Origin of the sequence: Actinoplanes sp. NPDC051470, from assembly GCF_040682035.1 — a bacterium.
In the GTDB taxonomy this organism is placed as follows: domain Bacteria; phylum Actinomycetota; class Actinomycetes; order Mycobacteriales; family Micromonosporaceae; genus Actinoplanes.
Map to the genome: position 1 here is coordinate 648638 of NZ_JBFBAA010000001.1, position 23867 is coordinate 672504.

General features: G+C 71.4%; 28 protein-coding genes and 1 pseudogene. 14 read left to right on the plus strand and 15 right to left on the minus strand.

Features of this window, described 5'->3' with window-relative positions; translation table 11 throughout:
• Positions 1-23: 23 nt before the first annotated feature.
• From AB0M54_RS03135 to AB0M54_RS03150, 4 genes are all read right to left on the minus strand, one after another.
• Positions 24-881, minus strand: a complete 858-nt coding sequence (locus AB0M54_RS03135) for a PH domain-containing protein (RefSeq protein ID WP_364313776.1) — start codon at positions 879-881, stop codon at positions 24-26.
• A 9-nt stretch (positions 882-890) separates the two neighbouring features.
• On the minus strand, positions 891-1049 hold the full coding sequence (locus AB0M54_RS03140; protein ID WP_189078560.1) for a hypothetical protein: 159 nt from the start codon (positions 1047-1049) through the stop codon (positions 891-893).
• A gap of 117 nt (positions 1050-1166) precedes the next feature.
• Positions 1167-1838 (minus strand): DUF6758 family protein, encoded by a 672-nt coding sequence (locus tag AB0M54_RS03145; protein WP_364313774.1) that lies wholly within the window; start codon positions 1836-1838, stop codon positions 1167-1169.
• A gap of 70 nt (positions 1839-1908) precedes the next feature.
• Complete coding sequence (locus AB0M54_RS03150; RefSeq protein ID WP_364313771.1) at positions 1909-2559, minus strand: RNA methyltransferase; 651 nt, start codon at positions 2557-2559, stop codon at positions 1909-1911.
• A 413-nt stretch (positions 2560-2972) separates the two neighbouring features.
• Between AB0M54_RS03150 and trxA the strand changes: the two genes are divergently transcribed.
• The 4 genes from trxA (at position 2973) to AB0M54_RS03170 (ending at position 6390) form a co-directional block, all read left to right on the plus strand.
• Positions 2973-3335: a thioredoxin gene (trxA, locus tag AB0M54_RS03155; protein WP_364313768.1), complete on the plus strand. Its 363-nt coding sequence runs from the start codon at positions 2973-2975 to the stop codon at positions 3333-3335.
• Between the two features lie 119 nt (positions 3336-3454).
• Positions 3455-5368, plus strand: a complete 1914-nt coding sequence (locus tag AB0M54_RS03160; protein WP_364468829.1) for an intein-containing Rv2578c family radical SAM protein — start codon at positions 3455-3457, stop codon at positions 5366-5368.
• Between the two features lie 53 nt (positions 5369-5421).
• Positions 5422-5829, plus strand: a complete 408-nt coding sequence (locus AB0M54_RS03165) for a CoA-binding protein (RefSeq protein WP_364313764.1) — start codon at positions 5422-5424, stop codon at positions 5827-5829.
• A gap of 99 nt (positions 5830-5928) precedes the next feature.
• Positions 5929-6390: a DUF4190 domain-containing protein gene (locus AB0M54_RS03170; RefSeq protein ID WP_364313761.1), complete on the plus strand. Its 462-nt coding sequence runs from the start codon at positions 5929-5931 to the stop codon at positions 6388-6390.
• A 168-nt stretch (positions 6391-6558) separates the two neighbouring features.
• On the opposite strand, the gene AB0M54_RS03175 is transcribed toward AB0M54_RS03170, so the two are convergent.
• Positions 6559-7482, minus strand: coding sequence for an SDR family NAD(P)-dependent oxidoreductase (locus tag AB0M54_RS03175; protein WP_364313758.1), 924 nt, complete (start codon positions 7480-7482; stop codon positions 6559-6561).
• Between the two features lie 142 nt (positions 7483-7624).
• Between AB0M54_RS03175 and AB0M54_RS03180 the strand changes: the two genes are divergently transcribed.
• Entirely contained in the window at positions 7625-8233 is a 609-nt protein-coding gene (locus tag AB0M54_RS03180) for a DUF4190 domain-containing protein (protein WP_364313756.1), read from the plus strand.
• 120 nt (positions 8234-8353) lie between these two features.
• On the opposite strand, the gene AB0M54_RS03185 is transcribed toward AB0M54_RS03180, so the two are convergent.
• Positions 8354-9298: a DMT family transporter gene (locus AB0M54_RS03185; protein WP_364313754.1), complete on the minus strand. Its 945-nt coding sequence runs from the start codon at positions 9296-9298 to the stop codon at positions 8354-8356.
• Positions 9299-9422: 124 nt separating this feature from the next.
• On the opposite strand from AB0M54_RS03185, the gene AB0M54_RS03190 reads away from it, so the two are divergent.
• Both AB0M54_RS03190 and AB0M54_RS03195 read left to right on the plus strand, forming a co-directional pair.
• Positions 9423-10121, plus strand: coding sequence for an HAD family hydrolase (locus AB0M54_RS03190; protein ID WP_364468831.1), 699 nt, complete (start codon positions 9423-9425; stop codon positions 10119-10121).
• Positions 10122-10186: 65 nt separating this feature from the next.
• On the plus strand, positions 10187-10681 hold the full coding sequence (locus tag AB0M54_RS03195) for a hypothetical protein (RefSeq protein ID WP_364468833.1): 495 nt from the start codon (positions 10187-10189) through the stop codon (positions 10679-10681).
• 154 nt (positions 10682-10835) lie between these two features.
• Here the strand turns inward: AB0M54_RS03195 and AB0M54_RS03200 are convergent, their stop codons facing one another.
• Positions 10836-11690, minus strand: coding sequence for a PhzF family phenazine biosynthesis protein (locus tag AB0M54_RS03200; RefSeq protein ID WP_364468835.1), 855 nt, complete (start codon positions 11688-11690; stop codon positions 10836-10838).
• A 36-nt stretch (positions 11691-11726) separates the two neighbouring features.
• Between AB0M54_RS03200 and AB0M54_RS03205 the strand changes: the two genes are divergently transcribed.
• Genes AB0M54_RS03205 through AB0M54_RS03215 form a run of 3 tightly spaced genes read left to right on the plus strand, consistent with a single transcriptional unit; the run spans position 11727 to position 14710 of the window.
• The gene (locus AB0M54_RS03205) at positions 11727-13004 is read left to right on the plus strand and encodes a CBS domain-containing protein (protein WP_364313744.1); all 1278 of its coding nucleotides are present in this window, start codon (positions 11727-11729) and stop codon (positions 13002-13004) included.
• Positions 13001-13546 carry a DUF1003 domain-containing protein gene (locus AB0M54_RS03210; RefSeq protein WP_364468837.1) on the plus strand — a complete coding sequence of 182 codons (546 nt, stop codon included), beginning with the start codon at positions 13001-13003 and terminating at the stop codon, positions 13544-13546. Before AB0M54_RS03205 ends, AB0M54_RS03210 begins: the two co-directional genes overlap by 4 nt.
• Positions 13547-13567: 21 nt before the next feature.
• Positions 13568-14710, plus strand: a complete 1143-nt coding sequence (locus tag AB0M54_RS03215; RefSeq protein WP_364313739.1) for an Mrp/NBP35 family ATP-binding protein — start codon at positions 13568-13570, stop codon at positions 14708-14710.
• Here the strand turns inward: AB0M54_RS03215 and AB0M54_RS03220 are convergent.
• A complete protein-coding gene (locus tag AB0M54_RS03220) occupies positions 14703-15098 on the minus strand; it encodes a preprotein translocase subunit TatB (RefSeq protein WP_364313736.1) in 396 nt (131 codons plus the stop codon). The genes AB0M54_RS03215 and AB0M54_RS03220 overlap by 8 nt on opposite strands.
• Positions 15099-15154: 56 nt before the next feature.
• The gene (locus tag AB0M54_RS03225) at positions 15155-16405 is read right to left on the minus strand and encodes a trypsin-like peptidase domain-containing protein (RefSeq protein WP_364468839.1); all 1251 of its coding nucleotides are present in this window, start codon (positions 16403-16405) and stop codon (positions 15155-15157) included.
• A 193-nt stretch (positions 16406-16598) separates the two neighbouring features.
• On the opposite strand from AB0M54_RS03225, the gene AB0M54_RS03230 reads away from it, so the two are divergent.
• On the plus strand, positions 16599-17204 hold the full coding sequence (locus AB0M54_RS03230; RefSeq protein WP_364313730.1) for an O-methyltransferase: 606 nt from the start codon (positions 16599-16601) through the stop codon (positions 17202-17204).
• A gap of 29 nt (positions 17205-17233) precedes the next feature.
• Here AB0M54_RS03230 and AB0M54_RS03235 read toward each other — a convergent pair whose 3' ends face one another.
• Both AB0M54_RS03235 and AB0M54_RS03240 read right to left on the minus strand, forming a co-directional pair.
• Positions 17234-18562, minus strand: a complete 1329-nt coding sequence (locus AB0M54_RS03235; RefSeq protein ID WP_364469182.1) for a leucyl aminopeptidase family protein — start codon at positions 18560-18562, stop codon at positions 17234-17236.
• A gap of 188 nt (positions 18563-18750) precedes the next feature.
• The gene (locus tag AB0M54_RS03240; RefSeq protein WP_285683996.1) at positions 18751-18918 is read right to left on the minus strand and encodes a DUF3117 domain-containing protein; all 168 of its coding nucleotides are present in this window, start codon (positions 18916-18918) and stop codon (positions 18751-18753) included.
• A gap of 259 nt (positions 18919-19177) precedes the next feature.
• On the opposite strand from AB0M54_RS03240, the gene AB0M54_RS03245 reads away from it, so the two are divergent.
• The 3 genes from AB0M54_RS03245 (at position 19178) to AB0M54_RS03255 (ending at position 21665) form a co-directional block, all read left to right on the plus strand.
• Positions 19178-19990 (plus strand): PaaX family transcriptional regulator C-terminal domain-containing protein, encoded by an 813-nt coding sequence (locus tag AB0M54_RS03245; protein ID WP_364468841.1) that lies wholly within the window; start codon positions 19178-19180, stop codon positions 19988-19990.
• Positions 19987-20775: an enoyl-CoA hydratase-related protein gene (locus tag AB0M54_RS03250; protein WP_364313725.1), complete on the plus strand. Its 789-nt coding sequence runs from the start codon at positions 19987-19989 to the stop codon at positions 20773-20775. Before AB0M54_RS03245 ends, AB0M54_RS03250 begins: the two co-directional genes overlap by 4 nt.
• 83 nt (positions 20776-20858) lie before the next feature.
• On the plus strand, positions 20859-21665 hold the full coding sequence (locus tag AB0M54_RS03255) for a serine protease (protein ID WP_364313723.1): 807 nt from the start codon (positions 20859-20861) through the stop codon (positions 21663-21665).
• Between the two features lie 44 nt (positions 21666-21709).
• Here the strand turns inward: AB0M54_RS03255 and AB0M54_RS03260 are convergent, their stop codons facing one another.
• From AB0M54_RS03260 to AB0M54_RS03275, 4 genes and pseudogenes are all read right to left on the minus strand, one after another.
• Positions 21710-22243 carry a hypothetical protein gene (locus AB0M54_RS03260; protein WP_364468843.1) on the minus strand — a complete coding sequence of 178 codons (534 nt, stop codon included), beginning with the start codon at positions 22241-22243 and terminating at the stop codon, positions 21710-21712.
• A 24-nt stretch (positions 22244-22267) separates the two neighbouring features.
• Entirely contained in the window at positions 22268-22849 is a 582-nt protein-coding gene (locus AB0M54_RS03265; RefSeq protein ID WP_364468845.1) for a DNA-3-methyladenine glycosylase I, read from the minus strand.
• Positions 22850-22884: 35 nt separating this feature from the next.
• Positions 22885-23361 carry an SRPBCC family protein gene (locus AB0M54_RS03270; protein ID WP_364313716.1) on the minus strand — a complete coding sequence of 159 codons (477 nt, stop codon included), beginning with the start codon at positions 23359-23361 and terminating at the stop codon, positions 22885-22887.
• Between the two features lie 86 nt (positions 23362-23447).
• Positions 23448-23819: pseudogene (locus AB0M54_RS03275) on the minus strand (DivIVA domain-containing protein); the annotation flags it as partial.
• Between the last annotated feature and the right edge of the window lie 48 nt (positions 23820-23867).

Below are 23867 nucleotides of genomic sequence, written 5' to 3' on the forward strand. Positions count from 1 at the left end.
CGCCTTCCCTGCGCTGAGCCGGGTCAGGCGTCGTCGCCCTCGCTGTCCTTTCCGAGGCGCGCCTCGACCGCCTGCGGCTCGTACATCTCCTCGACCACGCGCAGGTAGAGCTCGTTGGGGTTGGGCAGGTGCTTGACCTCGCGGAGCGCCTGGTCCTGGCCCGCCGACTCGAGCACGAACGTGCCGTAGTTGAGCATCCGGCCGAGCGCGCTCTGCTCGTACTTCATGTCGGTGACCCGCAGCAGCGGCATCATGGCGACCTTCCGGGTGATGATCCCGTTGACCACCATGACCCGCTTGTTGGTCAGGATGAAGCGGTCGAAATACCAGTCGAAGACCTTCCAGGCCACCCAGCCGATCACCGCGAGCCAGATCAGCACGGCCGCGGTCACCAGCCCGTCGATGTTCTGTTTGGTCAGGAAGCCGGCCAGGTATCCGAGCAGGAGGGTGGCGCCGGCGCCGATGCCGAGCGGTCCGGAGAGGTGGATCCAGTGCCGCTTCCACTCGCCGCGGTAACGCTCGGTCGGGAACAGGTATCGGCTGACCAGAGTGGTCGGTTCGTCCTCGAGCGGGAGCACCCGCCGGGAACCGCCGCCACCACCACCGCCGCCTCCGCCACCACCGCCGCCGAGGCCCTCGAGCTCTTCCTCGGTGATGACCGGCCGCTGGTACTCGTATTCCGCGGTGTCGTCGTCCATGGCATAGCCGGCGTCGGGGTTGAAGCCCGCGTCGGGGTTGAAGCCGGGACCGTCCCCCCGGCCGGAACGGCGGGGGTAGTCGGGGTCGTCGAACGCCGGATCGTTGTATCCGAACGTCGCGTCGTCCTCCTGAGGGCGGCGCGCGCCCTCATCACGTGGTTCGCGCGGCTCACCAGGACCCATAGGGCGATGTTATGCGACGAGGTTCGTGAAGAACGTTCCAAAACCCTGCGCGATGTCCCCGATCGTGCTACCCAGGGATGAGAACACCTGAGCGGCGGAGTTCGGGTTGAACGCGATGAAGAAGATCAGGAAAGCGATGCCAAGCCAGGTGAGAACCTTCTTGATCATGGCGGGCCTTCTCCTCCGTGGCGGGTGACGGCTCATCCCGCGGTGTACTGACGGTATCAGCAACGCTGCTGTGTGTGAACGTTGTCCCAGAAAGATCCACTCGACCCTAATGGTCTACTAGGAACCGATCAGGTACGGGGACGGCGCTCCATACACGAGTTCGGGCGGAATCCCGTCGTTCAAGTCGTGCAGGACGACATGCTCGGCCAGGAAGTAGCCCGCGCTCGCGGGCCACGCTACCGCATAGAGCCAGATCCCCTTCGCCTCCGACACGTACGCCGATCGATCTTCCGGACTTTTCACCGACCACAGCGGGATGCGGTGACCGCCGGCCTTGATCTTCGCGTGTGGACCGCCATGTCCACTCATGTCACTGAGGCATTCGGTGATCAGGTAACCCGGGTCGATGCCCGGGATACCGCCGAAGCGGTTGCCCAGACCGACACCGGGTTGCTCGGCGATGAGCACCACGTCGGCGGGTCCGCCGCCGAGCGGGTCGGGTCCGCTGCACGCGAGCGCCGTCGCTCGTACGCCCAGCCGGTCGTCGCCGGCCCAGCCGACACCGGTGACCATCCAGCCCGGGGGAAGCGGCCAGGGGCACCAGAGTGGCATGTGGTCGACGGTGGGCCGAGGCTGCCGCAGAACGCTCTCCACGATCTCCGGGCCGATGTGCTTGGCGACCCGGAACGGAGGAACCTCCCCGCAGCCGTCACAGCGCCACTCGCTGTGCATCAGGTCCGGCGGCCGGACCTGTGCTGCACATCGGGGGCAACTGACCGTGACACCCACCCCCTAACCGTGGATCCCGGCCGCTCCCCCGTCAAGCGGATCGGGCATTCCCACCTGCCCTCATGGCTGTTCACTCATTTCCCGCGGGCAGCGGTCCGGCGTGTGCGGTGATCCAGGCGTGCATGGCGATGCCGCTGGCCACGCCTGCGTTGATCGAGCGCGTCGAGCCGTACTGGGCGATCGAGAAGAGCTGGGCGCACGCCGCCCGCGCCGGCTCGGAGAGGCCGGGACCCTCCTGGCCGAAGAGGAGTACGCAGCGGCGCGGCAGGGTGACCGTCTCGAGCGGCCGCGACCCGGGCAGGTTGTCGATCCCGACCACCGGCAGCCGCTCGCCCTCGGCCCAGGCCACGAAGTCGTCGATGGCCGGATGGTGCCGGACGTGCTGATAGCGATCGGTGACCATGGCGCCGCGGCGGTTCCACCGGCGGAGGCCGACGATGTGCACCTCACGGGCGAGGAACGCGTTGGCGTTGCGGACGACCGTGCCGATGTTGAAATCGTGCTGCCAATTCTCGATCGCGACGTGGAAATCGTGCCGGCGGGTGTCGAGATCGGCGACCACGGCCTCGCGGGTCCAGTACCGATAGCGATCCACGACGTTGCGGCGATCGCCGTGCGCGAGAAGCTCGGGGTCGTATTGTTTGCCGGTGGGCCACTCGCCGGGCCACGGGCCGACACCGATCTCGACCTCGTCGGGTTCAACAGCCGGGGGCTCAGTCACCGGGCTCACGCTAAACAACCTGCGGACGCAATGAGCGGCGGGGCCCTCCCCGGCACCCGCCGCCCACGCTCTGTTGGATTTACAGTGTGCCTCACCCTGCGTATCGATGTGAAGAGTTTTATAAAGTGACCCAGGTCACATTAAACTTTGTTTTCAGTTGAATACGGCATTCACGGCACCGGCTGCGATCTGCGACAGCGTGTATCTGCCAGATATCTTGCCCGGTCGCAAACTGCCAGCTAGCAGGTCGATTTGCCGGAAGCGGTTCCATCACTTTCCGTCATAATGCCCTGGTGAGCGCGGTAACTCGAAAGGTGCCGTAGCACACGTGTCGGCCACTCGGTGTCCGGGAATTGTCTACGGTGACGAGGGGTTTCACGTCAGGTAAGCCATTTCCCGTGGACGGAGAGATCATGGCCACCGTTGCGTTGACCGCAGAGAACTTCGACGAGGTCACCAAGAAGGACGGGATCGTCCTGGTCGACTTCTGGGCCAGCTGGTGCGGGCCGTGTGTGCGCTTCGCCCCCACCTACGAGCGGTCCTCGGAGAAGCACACCGAGATCACCTTCGGCAAGGTCGACACCGAGGCCGAGCAGCTGCTGGCGGCCAAGTTCGACATCCGCTCGATCCCGACCATCATGGCCATCCGCGACGGCGTGCTCGTCTTCTCACAGCCGGGCGCGCTGCCGGAATCGGCCCTCGAGTCGCTGATCGAGCAGGTTGAGAAGCTCGACATGGAGGACGTGAAGAAGCAGCTGGCCTCGCAGGCCGGCTGAGCACCTCGCACGGCTTCACCACAGGCGCCGCGGCCCCTCCGGGACCGCGGCGCTTCTCCTTGTCCACACCCGGGTGAAGCGGGTGGACAGGTGATCGAACATGTGTTCGAATCTTCGGCATGCGATGGTCCCACCTGTCGGCCGAAGCCGACTCCTCGCTCCTCGACAGGGCGGCGCCGGCGGCACCACCCCTGCCGCTGGCGCTGCCCGGCGCCACCGTGCGCACGTTCGACACGCCCGCGTTCCGGGGCATGACGTTCTACGAGGTGCGGGCGAAATCGGTGATCAACCGGGTGCCCGGCGCCTCCCGGGTGCCGTTCGAGTGGACGATCAACCCCTATCGCGGTTGCTCGCATGCGTGCTCGTACTGCCTGGCCGGCGACACCCCGGTGCTGATGGCCGACGGCAGCACGCGCCCGATCGCCGACCTGCGCCCCGGTGACGCCGTGCTCGGCACCATGGGCGCCGGCCCACACCGGCGTTACGTGCCGACCACCGTGCTCGACCACTGGAGCACCAGCAAGCCGGCCTGGCGCGTGACGCTGGCCGACGGCACCCGCATCGTCTCCGGCGGCGAACACCGGTTCCTCACCGACCGCGGCTGGCGACACGTCTCGCCGGTCCGGGCCGAGTGCCCGGCGCTGGCGGTGGGCGACCGGCTGCCCGGCGTCGGCCGGTTCGCCGACCCACCCAAGGAGACCCCCGACTACCAGGCCGGCTTCCTGTGCGGGCTGATCCGGGGCGACGGCGGCCGGGCGCGCGAGGGTGACGCCTGGGTCCGGGCCGACGGCTACCTCGACGAGATGCCGCTGCATGACGCGCTGCGCTGGCCCGAGGCGCCGGGCGACGACTGGCACCGGGGCTTCCTGGCCGGCGCCTACGGCTCGACCGGCCGCACCGACCGCCTGGCCGTGGTCTTCACCAGCCACGACGCCATGTTCCTGCGCCACGTGACCGACGCGCTGACCCATCTCGGGCTGGCCAGCCGCCGACCGGCCGCCCGCCCGCCTGGCGCCGCGACCGTCGAGACGCCCCGCGACCTGTGGGCGGCGCTGCGGTTCCGCCACATGACCGGGGTGACCGGCGCGCGGCTCGACGCCTCCGGGGTGGGCGTGCGCAGCGACACCCAGCTGACCGTGGTCGACATCGAGCCGCTCGGGCTGACCCTGCCGCTGTTCGACATCACCACCGGCACAGGCGACTTCGTGGCCGACGGGACGGTGAGTCACAACTGCTTCGCCCGCAACACCCACCGCTACCTCGACCTCGACGCCGGCCATGACTTCGACACCCAGATCGTGGTCAAGGTCAACGCGGGCGAGGTGGTGCGCCGCGAGCTGGGCGCGCCGCGCTGGTCCGGGGCCCACATCGCGATGGGCACCAACGTCGACGTCTATCAGCGGGCCGAGGGCCGCTACCGGTTGATGCCGCCGATCCTCGAGGCGCTGCGCGACTTCGCCAACCCGTTCTCCATCCTGACCAAGGGCACGCTGATCCTGCGCGACCTCGAGCTGCTCAAGCAGGCGGCCGAGGTGACCCGGGTCGGTATCTCGTTCTCGATCGGGTTCCTCGACGAAGAGGTCTGGCGGTCGGTCGAGGCCGGCACCCCCAGCCCGCGCCGCCGGCTCGACGCCGTTCGCACGCTGACCGACGCGGGGTTCGCGGTCGGCGTGCTGATGGCGCCGATCTTGCCCGGGCTCACCGACACCGACGAGTCGATCGAGGCGACGGTGGCGGCGATCGCCGCGGCCGGGGCGAGCAGCGTGACGCCCCTGCCGCTCCATCTGCGGCCCGGCGCCAAGGAGTGGTATGCCGCCTGGCTGCGGAGCAACCATCCTGAGCTGGCCCCGCACTACCGCCGGCTCTACGGTCGCGGGTCCTACCTGCCCCAGCCGTTCCAGGACGAGATCACGGCACGGGTGCGGATGGCGGCGCGGCGACACGGGTTGCACCGGTCCGGGCCGAGCGAGGCACGGTCGCTGCCGATCGAGCCGGCCGAGGCCGACGAGCCCACCCAGCTCACGCTCCTGTGACGTTGTGACGTTCCGCTCACCGGGGGGATGCGCGGCGTCGCTAGAGTCGAGGCATGCGTACTGCCGAGCAGATCCTGCGGGACGCCGAGGTCATCGCGGTGGTCGGGGCCTCGCGCGAGTCGTGGAAGCCGTCCCATTCGGTGCCGTTGCAGATGATGCGGCACGGGTGGCGGATCATCCCGGTCAACCCGTTCGCCGACGAGGTCTTCGGGGTGCCGACCGTGCCCACGCTGGCCGACATCGGGGAACCGGTCGATCTGGTCGACATCTTCCGGCCGGCGGCCGATGCCGTCGAGATCGTGCGTCAGGCCGTTGCGATAAAGGCGCCGGCGGTCTGGCTGCAATCCGGGATCGTGTCGGCCGAGGCGCGGAAGATCGCCACCGAGGCCGGTCTGGACTACGTCGAGGACCGTTGCGTGGCCGTCGAAAGGGCCGTCGCCGGTCTCAGCCGGCTGCACTGATCTGTCCCAAGAGCGTCACAGCTGCGGAACACACCTCGAACGGGGTGTCCCGCCACCACCCCGGACCAGTACGGTGCCCGGTGAACGAGGAGGACCGACATGACTTATCCGCCGCCAGGCGGCTCGCCCGACCCTTATCAGCCGCAGCAGCCTTACGGGCAGTACGAGCAGCCGTCGTACTCGCAACAAGACCCGTATTCGTCGCCGCCTTCGAGCGGTGCGCCGTCCAGCGGCCAGCCCTACCCGCCGCCGGCGTACGGGCAGCAACAGCAGGGGTACGGGCAGCCGGGTTACCCGCCGCCGTATGGCGGCCCGCAGGTGGCGACCACGAACACGCTGGCGATCCTGGCCCTCGTGTTCGCGTTCGTCTTCGCGCCGGCCGCGATCGTCCTGGGCCACCTCGCGAAGAAGCAGATCCGGGAGACCGGCGAGCAGGGCGATGGCCTGGCCACCGCCGGCCTCTGGCTCGGCTACATCTTCACCGGGCTCTCGGTGATCGGGTGTGGCATCTACGTCATCGCGATCGTCGGGCTGGCCAGCAGCAGCTCCGGCAGCTTCTGATCGGTCACCGCGCCGGTCCGGGGCTCACCCGGCCGGCGCGGCGCCCGCTCTCAGCGGGAACTCCGCCTCGCGGACGCCGTTGCCGCCGTCCGCCTCCAGCATCGGGCCCCGCTCTCAGCGGAACCCGGCCTCGCGGACGCCGTCGACCACCAGCATCGGGCCCCGCTCTCAGCGGAACTCGGCCTCGCGGACGCTGTTGCCGCCGTCGACCACCAGCATCTGGCCGGTGATGTAGGAGGCGGCGGGTGAGCAGAGGAAGGCGATCGCCGCGGCGACCTCGTCCGGGGTGCCCGGGCGGCCGATCGGTGTGCCCAAGCCCTGTTTGATCTCGGTGACCGTGGACGCGGCGGTGTAGATCGTGCCCGGCGCGACGCAGTTGACGTTCACGCCGTCGGCGACCAGCTCCATCGCCAGCGCCCGGGTCAGGCCCACCACACCGGCCTTCGCGGCGGCGTAGGCGGCCTCGGTCGGCAGCGCGTTCACCGCGCCGGCGGTGGCGGCCAGATTGACGATGCGGCCCCAGCCCTGCTCGGCCATGCCGCCCACGAAGGCGCGGCTGACCAGGAACGCGGTGCTCAGGTTGCGGTCGATCTCGGAACGCCACTCGTCGTAGGTGAGCTGCGCCACCGGCCGCAGCACCTCGGGGCTGGCCCGGCTGGCCAGGCCGGCGTTGTTCACCAGCACCTCGACGTCGCCCAGCGAGTCGGCGACCGCGTCGGCCAGCGCGCCGACCTCGGAATCGTCGGTCAGATCGGCGACGAAACCGGTGACGCCCAGCTCGGAGGCGCGCTCGTGGATGCGCCGGGTGGTCGACACGATCGCCACCCGGGCGCCCAGGTCGCGGAGGCGGCGCGCGGTGGCGTACCCGATGCCGTCCGGGCTGCCGGCGCCGGTGACCAGCGCGACCTTGCCGTCCAGGCGCAAGGTGACCGGCGCTTCCTCCGTGTCGTTGTCAGGCACGTCCACAGCCATCTCGGCCTCCGGCAAATCGGTGCTGCTCGCGTAGGTGGTGCGTGGCCGACGACCGGCCGCGGGGCGCGTGGTGTCGCGCCTCGGCGGGCTGCCACCGCGCGAACGGGCGTCGTCGACCATGCGGCGATCCTGCCCGGTCGGCCCGGTCGGGGCAAACATGGGGTCCGCGTGCCGTGTCGTCCGATCGCGCGAAACGGGGCCACCGCTGATGACAGCCCTGTCTATCCTTGCGGACAACCAGCGCGGCCGGACGGAGAACGCGATGACCTACCCCCCACCGCCGCCCAGCTCGGACGGGCAGTACCCGCCGCCCGACCCGGTCCAGCCCTACCAGCCGCCGCAGCCGTACTCGCCGGAAACGCCGGCGGCCTACCCGCAGTTGCCGTATGCGACGCCGGAACAGCAGTCGCCCTACGGGACGCCGAACCAGGCGGCCTACCCGCAGTTGCCCTACGCCACGCCGGAACAGCAGTCGCCCTACGGGGCGGCCTATCAGCCTCCGCCGTACACGCCCTATGCCTCGCCGCAGCCCTACGACTATGGGTACGGCAGTCCGTACAGCCAGGGCTACGGTCCGGCGTTGAAGCCGCCGGCCGAGGGGCTGGCGATCGCCTCGCTGGTCATCTCGTGCATCGCCGTGGCCGCGGTCTGCGCCTCGGGCGTGGGCGGCTTCCTCGGCGTCGTCGGCGCGATCATGGGCCACGTCGCCCAGCGCAGGATCCGCACCAACGGCCTGAGCGGCAACGGCATGGCCCTGGCCGGCGTGATCATCGGCTGGGTGGCCACCGCGCTGGCCCTCGCGACGGTGGCCCTCATCATCTTCGCGATCGTCAGCGACACGGGCAGCACCTCCCCCTACGACGACTTCTGACCCGCCCTTCGGCGCAGGGCCGGCCCACGCTGACAACGGCGCCGGCGGCTCAGCATGCCGGGGTCGATCGGTGTCTCGCCAAGGACGCCGAGCGCGGTGGGAGGCCCGGATTGTCGCGGGTCAAAGGATTGGGTCGGCGGTTTCGGTTAGCGAGGCTTTGGCCGGGCGGGGTTGGGTGGGGCGGCGGGAGCCGAGGATGACCACGGCTACGCCGGAGAGGATCAGGGCCAGGCCCGGGAGGGCGGCCGGTCTTGGGTGCTGGCCCAGCCACGACCAGGCCAGCAAGGCCGCGCCGGGGGTTTCCAGGAGGATCAGGACGCTCACCGTGGTGGCGGAGATGTGCTGCAAGGCGTAGTTGAACATGGAATGGCCCAGGAGCTGGGCGCCGGCCACGATGGCCAGGATGGCTAGCCAGGTGCTCACGGCGTACCCGTGCAGTGGGGCTCTGAGGGTGAGGCAGACGATCAGCAGGACCACCGCGCAGGTGCCGTAGCAGGCCCAGGTGTAGGTGGTGGTGCTGGTGCGGGCCCGGACGCGCTCGCCCAGCGCGGTGTAGACGGCGGCCGCCATGCCGCCGATCAGCGCGAGGATGTCGGCCAGGACGGCCTGGGTGGAGACCGTGAGGTCGGCGCCGGTGGCCCAGGCGGCGCCCGCGACGGCCAGGCCGATGCCGACCCACGCGGCGGCGGACGGGCGACGGCCCTGCGCGGCGGCGATCAGGCCCTGCCACACCGGCTGGGTCGCCACCAGGGCGGTCGCCGTCGCCACCGAGCCCAGCTGCACGCTCGGCATCCACGTCGCGAAATGCACGGCCAGGGCGACCCCGGCCAGCACGCACAACAGGCCGTCCCGCCGGCCGCCGCGGAGCAGGCCACGGAACTCGGCGCGGCGCGGACCCAGCGTGATCGGCGTGAGCGCGGCGGCGGAGAGCGCGTTGCGCCAGAAGGCGATGGCCAGGGCCGGCGCGGCCGCGAACGCGATCAGCGGCGCCGACGAAGAGACGGCGAGAACCGCGATCGCCAGCGCCGCTCCGGTGAGCAAAGCGCGGTTTGAACGCATATTCATCCCTCGGCGTCGCTTCTTGCATAGCTGCACGTCACAGTTTGTTGACCTCAGTTGAGCGGAAAGTGAAGGCCTGGTTACGCTCCCCTCCGCTCATATACATCGATGCCTTGGAGGCTGGTGCTCTGTGTCCGCATTACGTGCGGTCATCTTCGACTTCTTCGGCACGCTGACCCGCAGCGTCAGGCGCGGGCCTCAGCACGCCGAGATCGCCCGGGCTCTCGGCTGCGATCCGGAAGTCGTCCGCGGCGTCCTGGATCGCACGTTCCACTCCCGCGCGAAGGGCGCGTTCGGGTCCGCCGAGGCCACCCTACGATGGGTGTCCGAGCAGGCCGGCGGCCGCCCGCGGCCCGCCCAGCTCCGTGCCGCGGTGCCGGCCCGGGTCGACGCGCTCAAGGCCGATACGCAGCTGCGGCTCGACGCGGTGAGCGCTCTCACCGAGATCCGGGGGCGCGGCCTGGCCACCGCGTTGATCAGCGACTGCACCCACGAGCTGCCGGCCTTCCTGCCCAGCCTGCCGGTGGCCGGGCTGCTCGACGCCAGCGTCTTCTCGGTCGAGGTCGGCTTCTGCAAACCCGACCCCCGGATCTATCTGACGGCGTGCGAGAGGCTGGGGGTACGCCCGGAAGAATGCGTGTACGTCGGCGACGGCGGCAGCCACGAGCTGACCGGCGCCGAGGCGGTCGGCATGACCGCGGTCCGGCTGGCCGCGCCCGACTTGGCCGATCACCTGGTCTTCGGGCGGGACACCAGGTTCCGCGGGGCGGCGGTCGACTCGCTGACCGAGTTGCTCACCCTGATCGACCGCCGGCCGGTCCTGGTCTGAGCGAGGGGCGCGGGAGTGCACGGAGCAGGGACGGGAGAGGTGGCGCGGCGTGGGAGGATGGCGGCGTGGGTTCGGCTGTGCTTGACGAGGCGCTGAAGAAGGCCGCCATCGCCTGGGTCTCGGTGGATGGCGGGGCGGCGCGTGGGCTGTGGTGCGTGCCGCTGGACGGGTCGCTGATCATGGTCAGTGGGCCCGGCGAGCAGGCGGCGCCGGGGCTCGGCGAGGCGTCGCGGGTCAGCGTGCGGCTGCGCGGGGACACCGGCGGGCTGATCGTGCTGTGGGAGGCCGTCGTCGAGCGGCTCCAGCCCGGCACCGAGAAGTGGGACGCCGTCACCCCGCAGCTGGCCGCCAAGCGCCTGAACGCCTCGGGAACGGCCGACGCGCAGATCGCCCGCTGGGCCGAGGAGGGCTGCGCCGTGGTGCGGCTCACCCCGGCCGAGGAGGCGCCCACGACCTCGCCCGACCTGCCCGACACCTCCGGCGCCGCCGTCGTGCGCGAGACGCCGGCCCGGGTCGAGACCAAACGCCCGTTCCGCCTGCACCGCGTCCGCCGCCGCTGACCAGCGAAAACACGCGCGGCCCGGTCGGGCAGGCAGGCCAGAACCGGCAGGCCAGGCCCGGTAGGCAGACAGGCGGGCCCGACAGGGCGGGGCGGGCTGAGCCGAGCAAGGCAGGCGGCCCGACCAGAAGAAGGTAAGCGCGGCGACGGTGAGGTCAGCCGATGAAGGGCGGGACGGCGATCTCACCCTTGGCGATCGGGACCACGTGGCCGCGGACCGTCGCGGTCGTCACGGCCCCGGCGTCGGCCGTCACCGTGCAGCGCAGCAGGGACGGGCGGCCCATCTCCACACCCTGGTGGACCGTGTAGGCGCTGCTCCCGGTGGCCGGCAGCCAGCCCGACGCGGTCAGGTAGACGCCGAGTCCGAGGGCCGCCGAACCGGTCGCCGGGTCTTCGGGGACCGACACGCCGGGGCAGAAGACCCGCGCGTACGCCGTCGGGGACGACCACGCGAAGACGCTCAGCATCGGGACGTCGGGGTTCAGCGGCACCATGGCCCGGGACAGGGCTTCCCGGCGTACCGGAAGGTAGGTGAACTCGAGCCCGCACCCGGCGCGACGTGGGGCCGGGCCCGCGTGATCGTCGGCCGACAGGCCGACCAGGGCCAGCAGCGGCGCGGCGTCGAGCGGATCGCCCAGCGTGGCCGGCCCGCCGGTCAGGGTCGCCTCGCCGGCCGCGGCCACGGTGATCGGCAGCAGGCCGGCGCCGCACTCCTGCACCACCTGCCCCTCGGGGAACAGGCCGCGGCGCACGCCGGTGACCGCCGCGCCGACGCTGGGGTGGCCGGCGAACGGGAGTTCCGACTCGGGCGTGAAGATGCGCGCCCGGTAGGTGGCCCCGGGCGTCGTCGCGGGCAGCAGGAACACCGTCTCGGAGAGGTTGAACTCCCTGGCCAGGGCCTGCATCTGATCGCCGGCGAGCGACGCGGCGCCGAAGACGACGGCGAGCGGGTTGCCGGCGAAGGGGCGGTCGGTGAAGACGTCGACGATCTCGTACGCCACGGTGGACATGCCCGGGACCCTAACCCAGCGCCTAGGCTGGAGCCCGTGACACTGGGGACGAGGGTTTATCTGGCGCGGCTGGCGGCGCTTCCCGTCTTCGATCCCAACGGCGACCGGGTCGGCCGGGTGCGCGATGCCGTGGTGCGGCTGCGGACCACGAACCGGCCGCCGCAGGTGGTGGGGCTGGTGGCCGAGATGGCGCTGCGCCGGCGGATCTTCCTGCCGATCGGGCGGGTCACGAGCATGGACGCCGAGGCGGTCGTGCTCTCCACCGGCATGCTCAACCTGCGCCGGTTCGAGAAGCGGCCGAACGAGCTGCTCGTCATCGAGGACCTGCTCGACCGGCGGGTCACGGTCGAGCCCGAGAAGACCGCGGGCAGCGTGGTCGACCTGGGCATGGAGCTGAACCGCAACAACGAGTACCTGATCACCCGGGTGGCGGTGCGCGAGCACACCGGGCGGCTGACCCGGCGCGGGCACGTGTTCCAGGCCGAGTACGACCGGGTGCGCGGGCTGGTCGGCCCGACCGACACCCAGGGGTCGGCCAACCTGGTGGCGCTGCTCGAGCAGATGCGCCCGGCCGACATGGCGAACGCCTTGCAGGAGCTGCCGGACGCGCGGCGGGACGAGGTGGCGGCGGCGCTGAGCGACCGTACGCTCGCCGACGTGCTCGAGGAGCTGCCCGAGCACGACCAGGTCGAGATCCTGATCAAGCTGGATCGCGAACGGGCCGCGGACGTGCTGGAACGGATGGAGCCGGACGACGCCGCCGACCTGCTGGCCGAACTGCCGCAGGCCGAGCAGACGTTGCTGCTCGACCTGATGGAGCCGGACGAGGCGGCCCCGGTCCGGCAGCTGATGAACTACTCGCCGGGCACGGCGGGCTCGGTGATGACCTCCGAGCCGGTGATCATGACGCCGGACGCGACGGTGGCCGAGGCGCTGGCCCGGATCCGCGAGCCCGAGCTGCCGCCGGTGGTTGCCGCGCAGGTGTTCGTGGCGCGGGCGCCGAGCGCGACGCCGAGCGGGAAGTATCTGGGCATGGTCCACTTCCAGCGTCTGCTCCGGGAGCCGCCGGCCTCGCTGCTCGGCGGCCTGGTGATCAACGACATCGACCCGCTGCACCCGGACCACGACCTGAAGGACATCACCCGGCGGATGGCGACCTACGACATGGTGGCGATGCCGGTGGTGGACAACACCAACCGGCTGGTCGGCGCCGTGACCGTCGACGACGTTCTCGACCACTCGCTGCCGCGCGACTGGCGCGACCGTGACGCGGAAGAGGCCGGGCAGGGAATCCTCCCGGGAGCTGAGGCATGACCGAACCGCGCAAGGACCGGCTGGACCAGCCGGTCGAGCCGGGCCGGGTCCACCTGCCCCGGTTCGACGCGGAGGCGTTCGGCCGCTGGTCGGAGAGCATCGCCCGGTACATGGGCACAGCCAACTTCATCGTGATCATGACGCTGGTCATCGCCGCCTGGTTCCTCTGGAACACACTGGCCCCGGCGGGCCTGCGCTTCGACCCGTACACCTTCACGTTCCTGACCCTGGTCCTGTCCTTGCAGGCCTCCTACGCGGCGCCGCTGATCCTGCTCGCGCAGAACCGGCAGACCGACCGGGACCGGCTGGGCATGGAGGAGGATCGGCGCCGGGCCGCGCAGCAGAAGGCCGACACCGAATACCTGGCCCGTGAGATCGCCTCGCTGCGAATCGCGCTGGGCGAGGTGGCGACCCGCGACTTCCTGCGGTCGGAGCTGGCCCGGCTGGCCGACGAACTGGACGAGGCGGCGATGCGGCGGTCGAAGCTGGACCGGAAGGAGTGGGACGAGGACCGCAAGGAGTGGGACGCCGACCACACCTGACGCCGACGTAAGCTCAAAACCATGTCTGCACCCGCCCCCACCGTCGAGGAAGCGATCCAGGCCGCCCTGGCCACCGTCGACGATCCCGAGATCCGCCGGCCGATCACCGAGCTCGGCATGGTCAAGGGATTCACCGTCGCGGACGCGCTGGTCAAGGTCGAGCTGCTGCTCACCGTGGCCGGCTGCCCGCTGCGGGACAAGCTGACCAACGACATCACCGCCGCGCTCACCACGATCCCCGGGATCACCACCGTCAGCATCGACTTCGGCGTGATGAGCGAGGAACAGCGCAAGTCGCTGCAGCAGCAGCTGCGCGGTGGCGGCGCCGCCGAACCGGTCATCCCGTTCGCCCAGCCCGGTTCCCGGACCAGGGTGTACGCGGTGGCCAGCGGCAAGGGCGGCGTCGGCAAGTCGAGCGTCACCGTCAACCTGGCCGCCGCCCTGGCCAAACGGGGCCTGTCGGTGGGCGTGGTCGACGCGGACATCTACGGCCACTCGGTGCCGCGGATGCTCGGCGTGGAGGGCCGGCCGACCCGGGTGGAAGACATGATCATGCCGCCGCAGTCGCACGGCGTGAAGGTGATCTCGATCGGCATGTTCACCGCGGGCAACGCCGCCGTGGTGTGGCGCGGGCCGATGCTGCACCGCGCGCTCCAGCAGTTCCTGGCCGACGTCTACTGGGGCGACCTCGACGTCCTGCTGCTCGACCTGCCGCCGGGCACCGGCGATGTAGCGATCTCGCTGGCCCAGCTGCTGCCCAACGCCGAGATCCTGGTGGTGACCACCCCACAGACGGCCGCGGCCGAGGTGGCCGAGCGGGCCGGGGCGATCGCCATGCAGACCCACCAGCGCCTGGTCGGCGTGGTCGAGAACATGTCGTGGCTCGAGCTGCCGGACGGCTCGCGGATGGAGGTCTTCGGCGCGGGCGGTGGCCAGACCGTGGCCGACTCGCTGACCCGGACGGTCGGCGCCTCGGTGCCGTTGCTGGGCCAGGTGCCGCTGGACACCCGGGTGCGGGAGGCGGGCGACGCCGGCCGGCCGATCGTGCTGGAGGCGCCGGACTCGCCCGCGGCTCAGGCCCTGGACGCGGTGGCCGACAAGCTCGCCCTGCGGCGCGAGTCGCTGGTCGGCAAGCCGCTCGGCCTGAGCGTGACGACTAGGTAGCGTCGACGTCGAAGGAACGGCGCGCCGGCGGCTTGGGAGCTGCCGGCGCGGGGGTGGCGGGCGCCTTGTTGATGTCGGCCGCGTTCTTCACGTCGTTGAGATCCGACTTCACGTCTTCGAAGAGGCCCTGCAGCGGCTTACGCAGGTTCTGCTCGTCTTCCTCGCTGAGCAGGTGCTTGCGGATGAACGCCTTCGGGTGCAGGTCTTGCAGCTGGATGTCGGTGCCCAGCTCGCGGCTCAGGTCACTGGTCGCGTTCTGAGCCATCGCCCGCAGGCCGCGCAGCATCTTCAGGCCGTCACCCAGCACCTTGGGCAGCCGTTCCCCGAAGATCAGCAACGCCAGCATCAGCAGCGCGCCGATCTCCCACCAGTTCAGGTTCTCGAACACCGGGCCTCCCCAGAACGATCCCGCGCGCCAGCCTAACCACGAAAGCTGTGCGTCGGCTATTTCGCGTCTGCGGCCAACGTCACCGAAGCCGTTTCGGCCTTGCCGCCGCGGCGGAACTCCACCGCGACCGTGGCGCCCGGCGCGTACTTGCGGACCAGGGCGATCAGGTCGGTGCCGTCTTCCAGCACGTGCCCGTCGAGCTTGGTGACCACGTCGCCCGCCTTGAGGCCGGCGGCCGCCGCGGGACCGGCCGCGTTCACCGTGCGCAGCCGGGCGCCCACGCCGCCGGAGCCGGTGCCGCTCGCGTTGCCGGTGTTGACCTCGGCGCCGATCACCGTACGCCGGGCCTTGCCGGTGTCGATGATGTCTTCGGCGACCCGGCGGGCCTGGTTGATCGGGATGGCGAAGGCGAGACCGATGTTGCCGGCCTCGGTGTCGGTGGCGCCGACCGAGCGGATCACCGAGTTCACGCCGATCACCCGGCCGGCCCCGTCGACCAGCGGGCCGCCGGAGTTGCCCTGGTTGACCGCGGCGTCGGTCTGGATCGCCGCGTAGTAGCGCGTCGTGCCGCCCGGCTCGCCGGCCTGGATGGTGCGGTCGAGGGCGCTGACGATGCCCGAGGTGACGGTGTTGGCCAGGGCCAGCGGGGAGCCGAAGGCGAGGACCGGGTCGCCGACCGCGATCTCGTCGGAGTTGCCGAACTTGATCGGCGGCAGGCCGGACTTGTCGACCTTGATGACCGCGATGTCCGACTCGGGGTCGCGGCCGACCAGGCTCGCGGTGGCGGTCGAGCCGTCCGAGAAGGCGACCGACATGGCGCCGTTGCCGCCGCCCTCGACGACGTGGTCGTTGGTGATCACGTAACCGTCGGCCGAGACCACGAAGCCGGAGCCGATCGCGCCGGTGACCCGCACGGTGACCACGCTGGGCGCGACCTCCTTGGCCACCCCGGCCAGGGACTCGGGGGCGCGCTGGGCGGCGCCGGGCGCGGCCTGTTGCGGAGCGCCGAGGGTGGTGCCGCTGCCGACGCCGGAGCGGGTGGCGAACACGTACCCCAGGGTGCCGCCCAGGCCGCCCGCGAGCAGCGCGGTGACCAGGCAGATCAGCAGGGTCGGCCCGAGGCCACGACGCGGGGCGTCGGGATCGGGGACCTTTTCCGGCGCCGGTCCGGTGCTGACCGGAGCGCTGGGGATCACCACGGCCGACGGAGCGTACGGGTCCCGCCAAGGATCATGCCTGGCGTCACCGTTCCACCACGGTGATGAGCCGTCGGTCACGTCGATGCCTCCACTCGTTCCGGGAGCCATCCCGGCGCCCCCACGCTCCAGGATGACACGGATCGGCCGGACCGTTCAGCCATCGACGGCCCGGTGCGCGCTCCGCGGACATCACTTCTACTCTCTTACCCGATGTGCGCCGGTCCCGGGTCGCACATCCCGCACCAAGGGGGTCCCCATCGTCAGCGCAGCGCGTTCGTCCGATTTGCCGGATCAGAGCCGGATGTTCGCCGAGGCCTATGCCGCCGAGGACGTCGTCCTGCAGACCGCCCGCGCCCTGGCCGCGGAGCTCGCCCTCGACCCGGTCTCGCCGGGCGCGGGCTCGGTGTTGCGCCTGCTGGCGGCCGCGGGGAGCGCCAAGGCGGTGGTGGAGATCGGCACGGGTACGGGCGTGAGCGGCACCTGGCTCCTCCGGGGTATGCGCGCCGACGGCGTGCTGACCACCATCGACGTGGAGAACGAGCACCAGCGCATCGCCCGCCGCATCTTCGTCGAGGCCGGTTTCACCCCGTCGCGGACCAGGATCATCGCCGGCCGGGCCCTGGACGTGCTCCCCCGGCTGGCCGACGGCGTCTACGACCTGGTCTTCGTCGACTCCGACCCGGCCGAGTTCAGCTCGTGCGCGGAGGCGGCGCTGCGGCTGCTCCGCCCCGGCGGCACGCTGATCATCAACGGGGCGCACGCCGGCGGCCGGATCTCCGACCCGTCGGCCCGGGACGCGGTGACGGTCACCATCCGCGACCTGCTCAAGACGATGCGCGAGGCCGAGGAGTGGATCCCGGCCGTGCTGCCGGTCGGGGCCGGCCTGCTGACCGCGGTGCGCCGTTAGGCCGGATTTTGAAACGGGGCCCAGAGCCGTCAGGACAGCGCGGCCAGGTAGCGGACCAGGGTGCGGACGCCCCAGCCGGTGGCGCCCTTGACCAGGTCGCCCGACGTGCGGTCGGACCAGGACGGCGCCGACATGTCGAAGTGGGCCCAGTTGGCGGCCTTGTCGCCGAGGAACTCGCGCAGGTAGAGCGCGGCGACCACCGAGCCGGCGCCCTGGGCCGGGGAGCTGTGCCGGTCGGCGATGTCCGAGCGGAGGTACTCGACGTAGTCGTCGGGCAGCGGCAGCCGCCACATGCCCTCGCCGGCCGCTGAGCCCGCCGCCACCAGCGCCGCCGCCAGATCATCGTCGTGGGTGTACATCGCGGCCAGGCCCTTGCCCAGGGCGACCGCGTTGGCGCCGGTCAGGGTGGCCAGGTCGATCACCACGTCGGGGTCGAGCCGGCTCACCGCGTAACCCAGCGCGTCGGCCAGGACCAGCCGGCCCTCGGCGTCCGAGTTGGTGGTCTCGCTGGTCGTGCCGTCGTAGTGGGTGATCACGTCGCCGGGCCGGTAGGCGTTGTCACCGACCGCGTTCTCGGCCAGCGGGGCCAGCGTGGTCACGCGGACCGGAAGATTCAGGTCGGCCGCGGCCAGCGTGGCCGCGATCACCGAGGCCGCGCCGCCCATGTCCTTCTTCATCAGCTTCATGCCGTCGCGGGTCTTGATCGAGATGCCGCCGGTGTCGAAGGTGATGCCCTTGCCGACCAGCACCACGTGGCGGGTCGCGCCGGCCGGCGCCCAGCGCAGCTCGACCAGCCGGGGCGGGGTGGCCGACGCGCCGCCGACCGCCAGGATGCCGCCGAAGCCCTCCTCGGCCAGCTGCTCGGGCTCGCGGACGATCACCTCGAGGCCGGGCCGGGTCGCGGCCGCGGCCACCACCTGACCGGCGAACCAGGCCGGGTTCTTGGTCGACGAGGGCATGTTGGTGAGGTCGCGGGCCAGCCAGACCGCCTCGGCCACGGCGCGGGCGGCGGCGATCGCGGCGGCGTACCCGTCATCGGTCGTGACCAGGTCGACCGCCGCGGTCCGCGGGCCGGTCGGCGCCTCGCGGAACCGGTAACCGGCGAACCACGCGCCCTCGGCCAGGTCGCGCACCTGCTCGGCGGTGGCGCCGTCGGGCACGACGATCTGGATCTCCTCGTCGCCCGGCACGGCGCCGACGGCTGCCGCGCCCGCCGCGCGGTAGTCACCGTCGCCGAGACCGGCCAGGATCACCTTCGCCGGCGTACGCAGCGGCCGCGGCAGCACCTCGACCCGGCCGGCCGCGCCCGGATCGTCGGCGATCCGGCACCAGGCCGCGACCTCGTCGTCGCCGCCCAGCGGTGTGCCCGCCGCGTCCACCAGGACCACCCGCGTCGGTTGTCCCGCGTCGCTTGCCAACCTGATGGCGAACAAAGCCGCCGCCTCCCCTTACCGACATGGAAGCCCGGCCGGCGGGGGAAAGCCCGCCGATCCGGACACGGAAAGCCCGCCGATGCGCCAGACGCATCGGCGGGCTCGCGTTCTTATCAGCCGACGATCGACTTCAACGCGTCACCGAGGGCATTGGCCTCGTCCGGAGTCATCTCAACGACGAGACGGCCACCGCCCTCCAGCGGGACGCGCATGACGATGCCCCGCCCTTCCTTGGTGACCTCCAGCGGACCGTCGCCCGTCCGCGGCTTCATCGCCGCCATCTTGTCTCCCCTCAGACCTACATCAGGGTCGGTGGGTTGCCCCACAGCCACTACTCAACGCCATGTGCTCAGCCCCACATGACGCCGTTATTTCGTTCTCCGACCGGCGGCCGTGCAGACCCGTCGCGTGCCACCGCGACCCTGGCCCACCGTGCCGATCAAACATTTTCCCTGATGAACACCGGCGAACCCAAACCCAGCCCGGGCGGATGTGACAGCGTCTAGCATATCGCCTTTGCGACTGTCACAATGTGCGCTCATGCGGGCGCGGCCGGCACTCTTCGAGGTCTACGGCGATTACCTGCGTCCCCGCGGCGGTCGCGCACCGGTCTCGGCGCTGGTCAAACTGCTCGCTCCGCTCGACATCGCGGCCCCGGCGGTGCGTACCGCCGTCTCCCGGATGGTCCGCCAGGGCTGGTTGCGCCCGCTGCGGCTGGCCTCCGGACCAGGCTATTCGCTGACGCCGCAGGCGGCGCGCAGACTCGATGAGACGTCGGCGCGGATCGCGCGGAGCGGCCGGTCCGGGTGGGACGGCCGGTTCGACCTGATTCTTCCGTACGCACCGGTCGGTCGCGCCGAGGCGACCCGGCTGACCGCCCTGGGGTACGGCCGGCTGAGCGAACACGCCTGGGTCGCCCCGCGCCCGGCCGACGAGGCGCTGGCCCTCCTGGAGGCCGCTCAGGTCCGGTACGAGCGGTTCAGCGCCGGGCACCCGGCCGGCACCAGCGGCGCCGCCGACGTGGTCCGCCGTGCCTGGGACCTGGCCGGCATCGGCCGCGCCTACGAGGACTTCGTCACCGAACAGCGCCCGATCGTCGGCGCGATCAACGCGCGCAGCAGCGACGAGGAGGCGTACACCGCCCGCGTCGGCCTGGTCCACCACTGGCGCCGCTCCCTGGCCCGCGACCCGCAGCTGCCCACGGCCCTGCTCCCGCCACGCTGGCCGGGCGTCGGCGCGGCCGGCTTCGTCGACCGGCACGCCACCCGGCTCCGGCCCGCCGCGGAGCGCTACGTCGAGCGATGCCTCGGGGGGATCAGTAGAGGCGCTCGTGTGGGATTCTCTGAGTCATGACCGACTCCCTTCTCGTCGACCGCACCGACGCCGTCGTCACGCTCACCCTGAACCGGCCGGCCTCGATGAACTCGCTCGACGTGGACCTGAAGGAGGCGCTGCGGGACACGCTGGCCCAGCTGGAGACCGACCGGTCCTGCCGGGCGATCGTGCTGGCCGGCGCGGGGCGGGCCTTCTGCGTCGGGCAAGACCTGCGTGAGCACGCCGAGCTGCTGAAGCAGGGTCACACCGAGATCGACACGGTCCGCAAGCACTACAACCCGATCGCCCAGCGGCTGGCGAACATGCCCAAGCCGGTCGTGGCCGCGATCCGGGGTTCGGCGGCCGGTGCGGGCGCCGGCATCAGCCTGCTCTGCGACTTCCGGATCGGCGGGCCGTCCACCTCGATCCTGATGGCGTTCGCCAATGTCGGCCTGGCCGGGGACACCGGCGTGTCGTGGTCGCTGCCGCGCATCGTCGGGCATGCCCGGGCCCTGGAACTGCTGCTGCTGGCCGAGCCGGTGCGCGCCGAGGCGGCGTACCAGATGGGTCTGCTCTCCCGCCTCGTCGAGGACGACGAGCAGGTGCTGACGGCGGCGCAGGAGCTCGGCGCCCGGCTGGCCGCGGGACCCACGGTGGCCTACGGCGCGATCAAGCGGGAGCTGTCCATCGGGGACGCCGGGACGCTCTCCGACGCGCTCGCGGCCGAGGCCCAGGCCCAGGCGATCTGTGGCGGCACCGACGACCACCAGAACGCCGTCACGTCCTTCCTGTCAAAGGCGAAGCCGACCTTCAGCGGCAGGTGATATGACCCGCCTGAGATGGCCATATCCACCTGAATGAATGTTTAGGTTCTCCCATCGACTACTCGTTGATGTGGAGGAACCGGATGGCAAGGTGGCGCAATCTTCTGGCCGTGGCGGCGGCCGCGGTCACGGCGGCGACGATGTTCTCCTCACCGGCCGCGGCGGCGCCGCCGGACCCGGGTGGCGGCGTGGTCACCCCTCAGGTCGTCGGCGGCACCCGCGCGGCGCAGGGTGAGTTCCCGTTCATGGTGCGGTTGTCGATGGGCTGCGGCGGCGCGCTCTACAGCCCGAGGCTGGTCCTCACCGCGGCGCACTGCGTCGGGGCGACCGGCGCGAACACCAGCATCACGGCCACCCTCGGCGTGGTCGACCTGCAGAACACGTCGGGCCGCATCCAGGTCCGCTCGAACTACGTCTACCGGGCGCCCGGCTACAACGGCAACGGCAAGGACTGGGCGCTGATCCGGCTGGCCAGCCCGGTCACCACCCTGCCCACGCTGAAGATCGCGACCACCTCGGCGTACGACACCGGCACGTTCACCATCGCCGGCTGGGGCTCGGCCAGCGAGGGCGGCGCCCAGCAGCGCTACCTGCTCAAGGCCACCGTGCCGTTCGTCAGCGACACGACCTGCAACTCCCGCACGATGTACAACGGCTCGGTCATCGCGACCGACGAGATCTGCGCCGGGTACACCCAGGGCGGCGTGGACACCTGCCAGGGCGACTCCGGCGGGCCGATGTTCCGCCGCGACTCCGCCAACGCCTGGATCCAGGTCGGCATCGTCAGCTGGGGCGAGGGCTGTGCCCGCCCGAACAAGCCGGGCGTCTACTCGCAGGTGAGCTACTTCGCCGCGAACATCGCCTCGGCGGCCGGCTCACTGGGCGGCTGACCGGACCGATCGAGAAACGGCCCCCGCCGCGGCGGGGGCCGTTTTCAGTCGTCGTCCTCGTCTTCCTCTTCCGGGTCTTGATTCGCCTCGACGCCGAGGACGAAGGCCTGCATGGCCAGGTCGTCGCCGGAGGGCCAGACGAATGCCGGCAGCTCGGCCGGACCGAGCTCGGCCACGTAGGTCCAGAACTGGCGCACCGCCTCGGCCGGGGTGGCCGCCTCGATCGGCATGGCCACGCTGACCAGCCACGGTGTGCGGGCGACGGGCCGGCCGATGCGGGTCGCGACGCGGTCGAACGACTCGGCGTCGAGGGCCGTGACCGGTTCGGTGAGCTTGAGGTCGTCGGCCGGCACCGGCTCGTCGAAGGCGCGGCGGGTGTAGCTGATCTCGCCGGGCGCGGTGAACCGGCCCAGCGCGACCGCGTGGTGTTGATCGTCGTCGCCGGTGAGGAGGATCGCCTCGTCACCCGGGGAGGCGCCGGCCGCAGGGCCGGCGGCGTCAACGGGCAGGATGTCTCGCTCGTACAACCTCTCGGTCGCCCACCGGTCTGCCGGAATGATCACCGCCCACTGCGCCATGCGCACCATCGAACCACGCGCTCGTCAGGGCGCCGCCGGTGGGACGCAGCACCCGGCGATGTGGTCGTCGACCATGCCGGTGGCCTGCATCAACGCGTACGCCGTGGTGGGTCCGACGAACTTGAAACCCCGCTTTTTGAGCGCCTTGGCCATCGCGGTGGACTCGGGCGTCAGGGCCGGCACCTCGGCGCGGGAGGCCGGGCGCGGACGCGGTGGCGGCGCGAACGACCAGACGAACGCGGCCAGCCCCTCGTCGAGGTCGGCGGCCACCCGGGCGTTGTGCAGGGCGGCGTCGACCTTCATCCGGTTACGCACGATGCCGGTGTCGGCCATCAGCCGGGTGGCGTCGGCCTCGCCGAACGCCGCCACCTTGACGATCTCGAAACCGGCGAAGGCCGCGCGGAAGGCCGGGCGCTTGCGCAGGATGGTGATCCAGGCCAGGCCGGACTGGAACGCCTCGAGGGTCATCCGCTCGAAGAGCCCGTCGTCGGTGCGCACCGGGCGGCCCCACTCGGTGTCGTGATAAGCCACGTAGTCGGGGGTGCTCACACCCCAGAAGCAGCGCAGGCGCCCGTCCTCGCCGGCCACCAGACCCGTCTCCGTCATGGCGACAACCGTAGGGCCGGGGTACGACAGAACGGTCAGGCGCCGAGCCGGCCCTGCTCGACCATCCGCCCGAAGCGGCGCAGCGCCCCGGTGAAGCCGATCTTCGACCCGGGCCACAGCACCGGCCAGGCGAGCTTCCCGGCCGTGCCGCCGGGCAGGTGGAACCACTCGTGCATGACCATCTGGGTGCGGTTGCCGGTCATCGGCGTACACCTCATCGAGCCCGGGCCCCGCAGCACCTTGCCCTCGTGCACGACCCGCACCTCGTACGGCCGATCGACCCGGACCACCCGGAGCTCGTCCCGCAGCACCGCGGGGCCGAGCGCGGTGACCGCCTCGACCAGGCTGCCCTCGAGCCCGTCGCCCTCGACCACCCGCACCTTGGTGAACGGGATCCACTCGGACTGGCTGGGCCAGTCGATGAAGGCGTTGAACACCCGTTCCACCGGCGCGTTCACGATGACCGTGGCGGTGATCTCACCCGAGCCGGGCTGGGCGGCGTCGTCGCTCACGCGTTCTCCTCGGCGGTCCTGGCGTCCTGCAGGACGTCGGCCGGCCGGTCGGGTGGCGGCACGTCGGCCGCGGGGAGGGTGGCCGGCGCCGCGGGCGGGGCGATGGCCGCCTCACGGGCCCGGCGCAGCGTGTCGGCGTCGGCCAGGCGCCCCTCGCGCAGTGCGGTCACCTCGGCCTCGAGGACGCTGATCAGCTCGCCCTTGTAGCCGATGTCGTACGCCGCCCGCTGCAGCGCCTGGTCGACCTGCGCCATCCGGTAACCGCGGAACGCGGTGTCGAACCGGGTGCCCACCACGTCCTCCTCGCCCAGCGGACGGTCGCCGGGCAGCGGCAACGCCCGGCCGTCCGGCTCGGTCGGGGTCAGCCCCGAGTCGCCACCGCCGATCATCACGGTCACACCGAAGATGATCGCGGCGACCACCAGCGCCACGACCAGGAAGAGCAGAACCTGACCCATGGATCAGATCGTGGCACGACGGACGCCGGGCCGCGAATGCGCCACCCC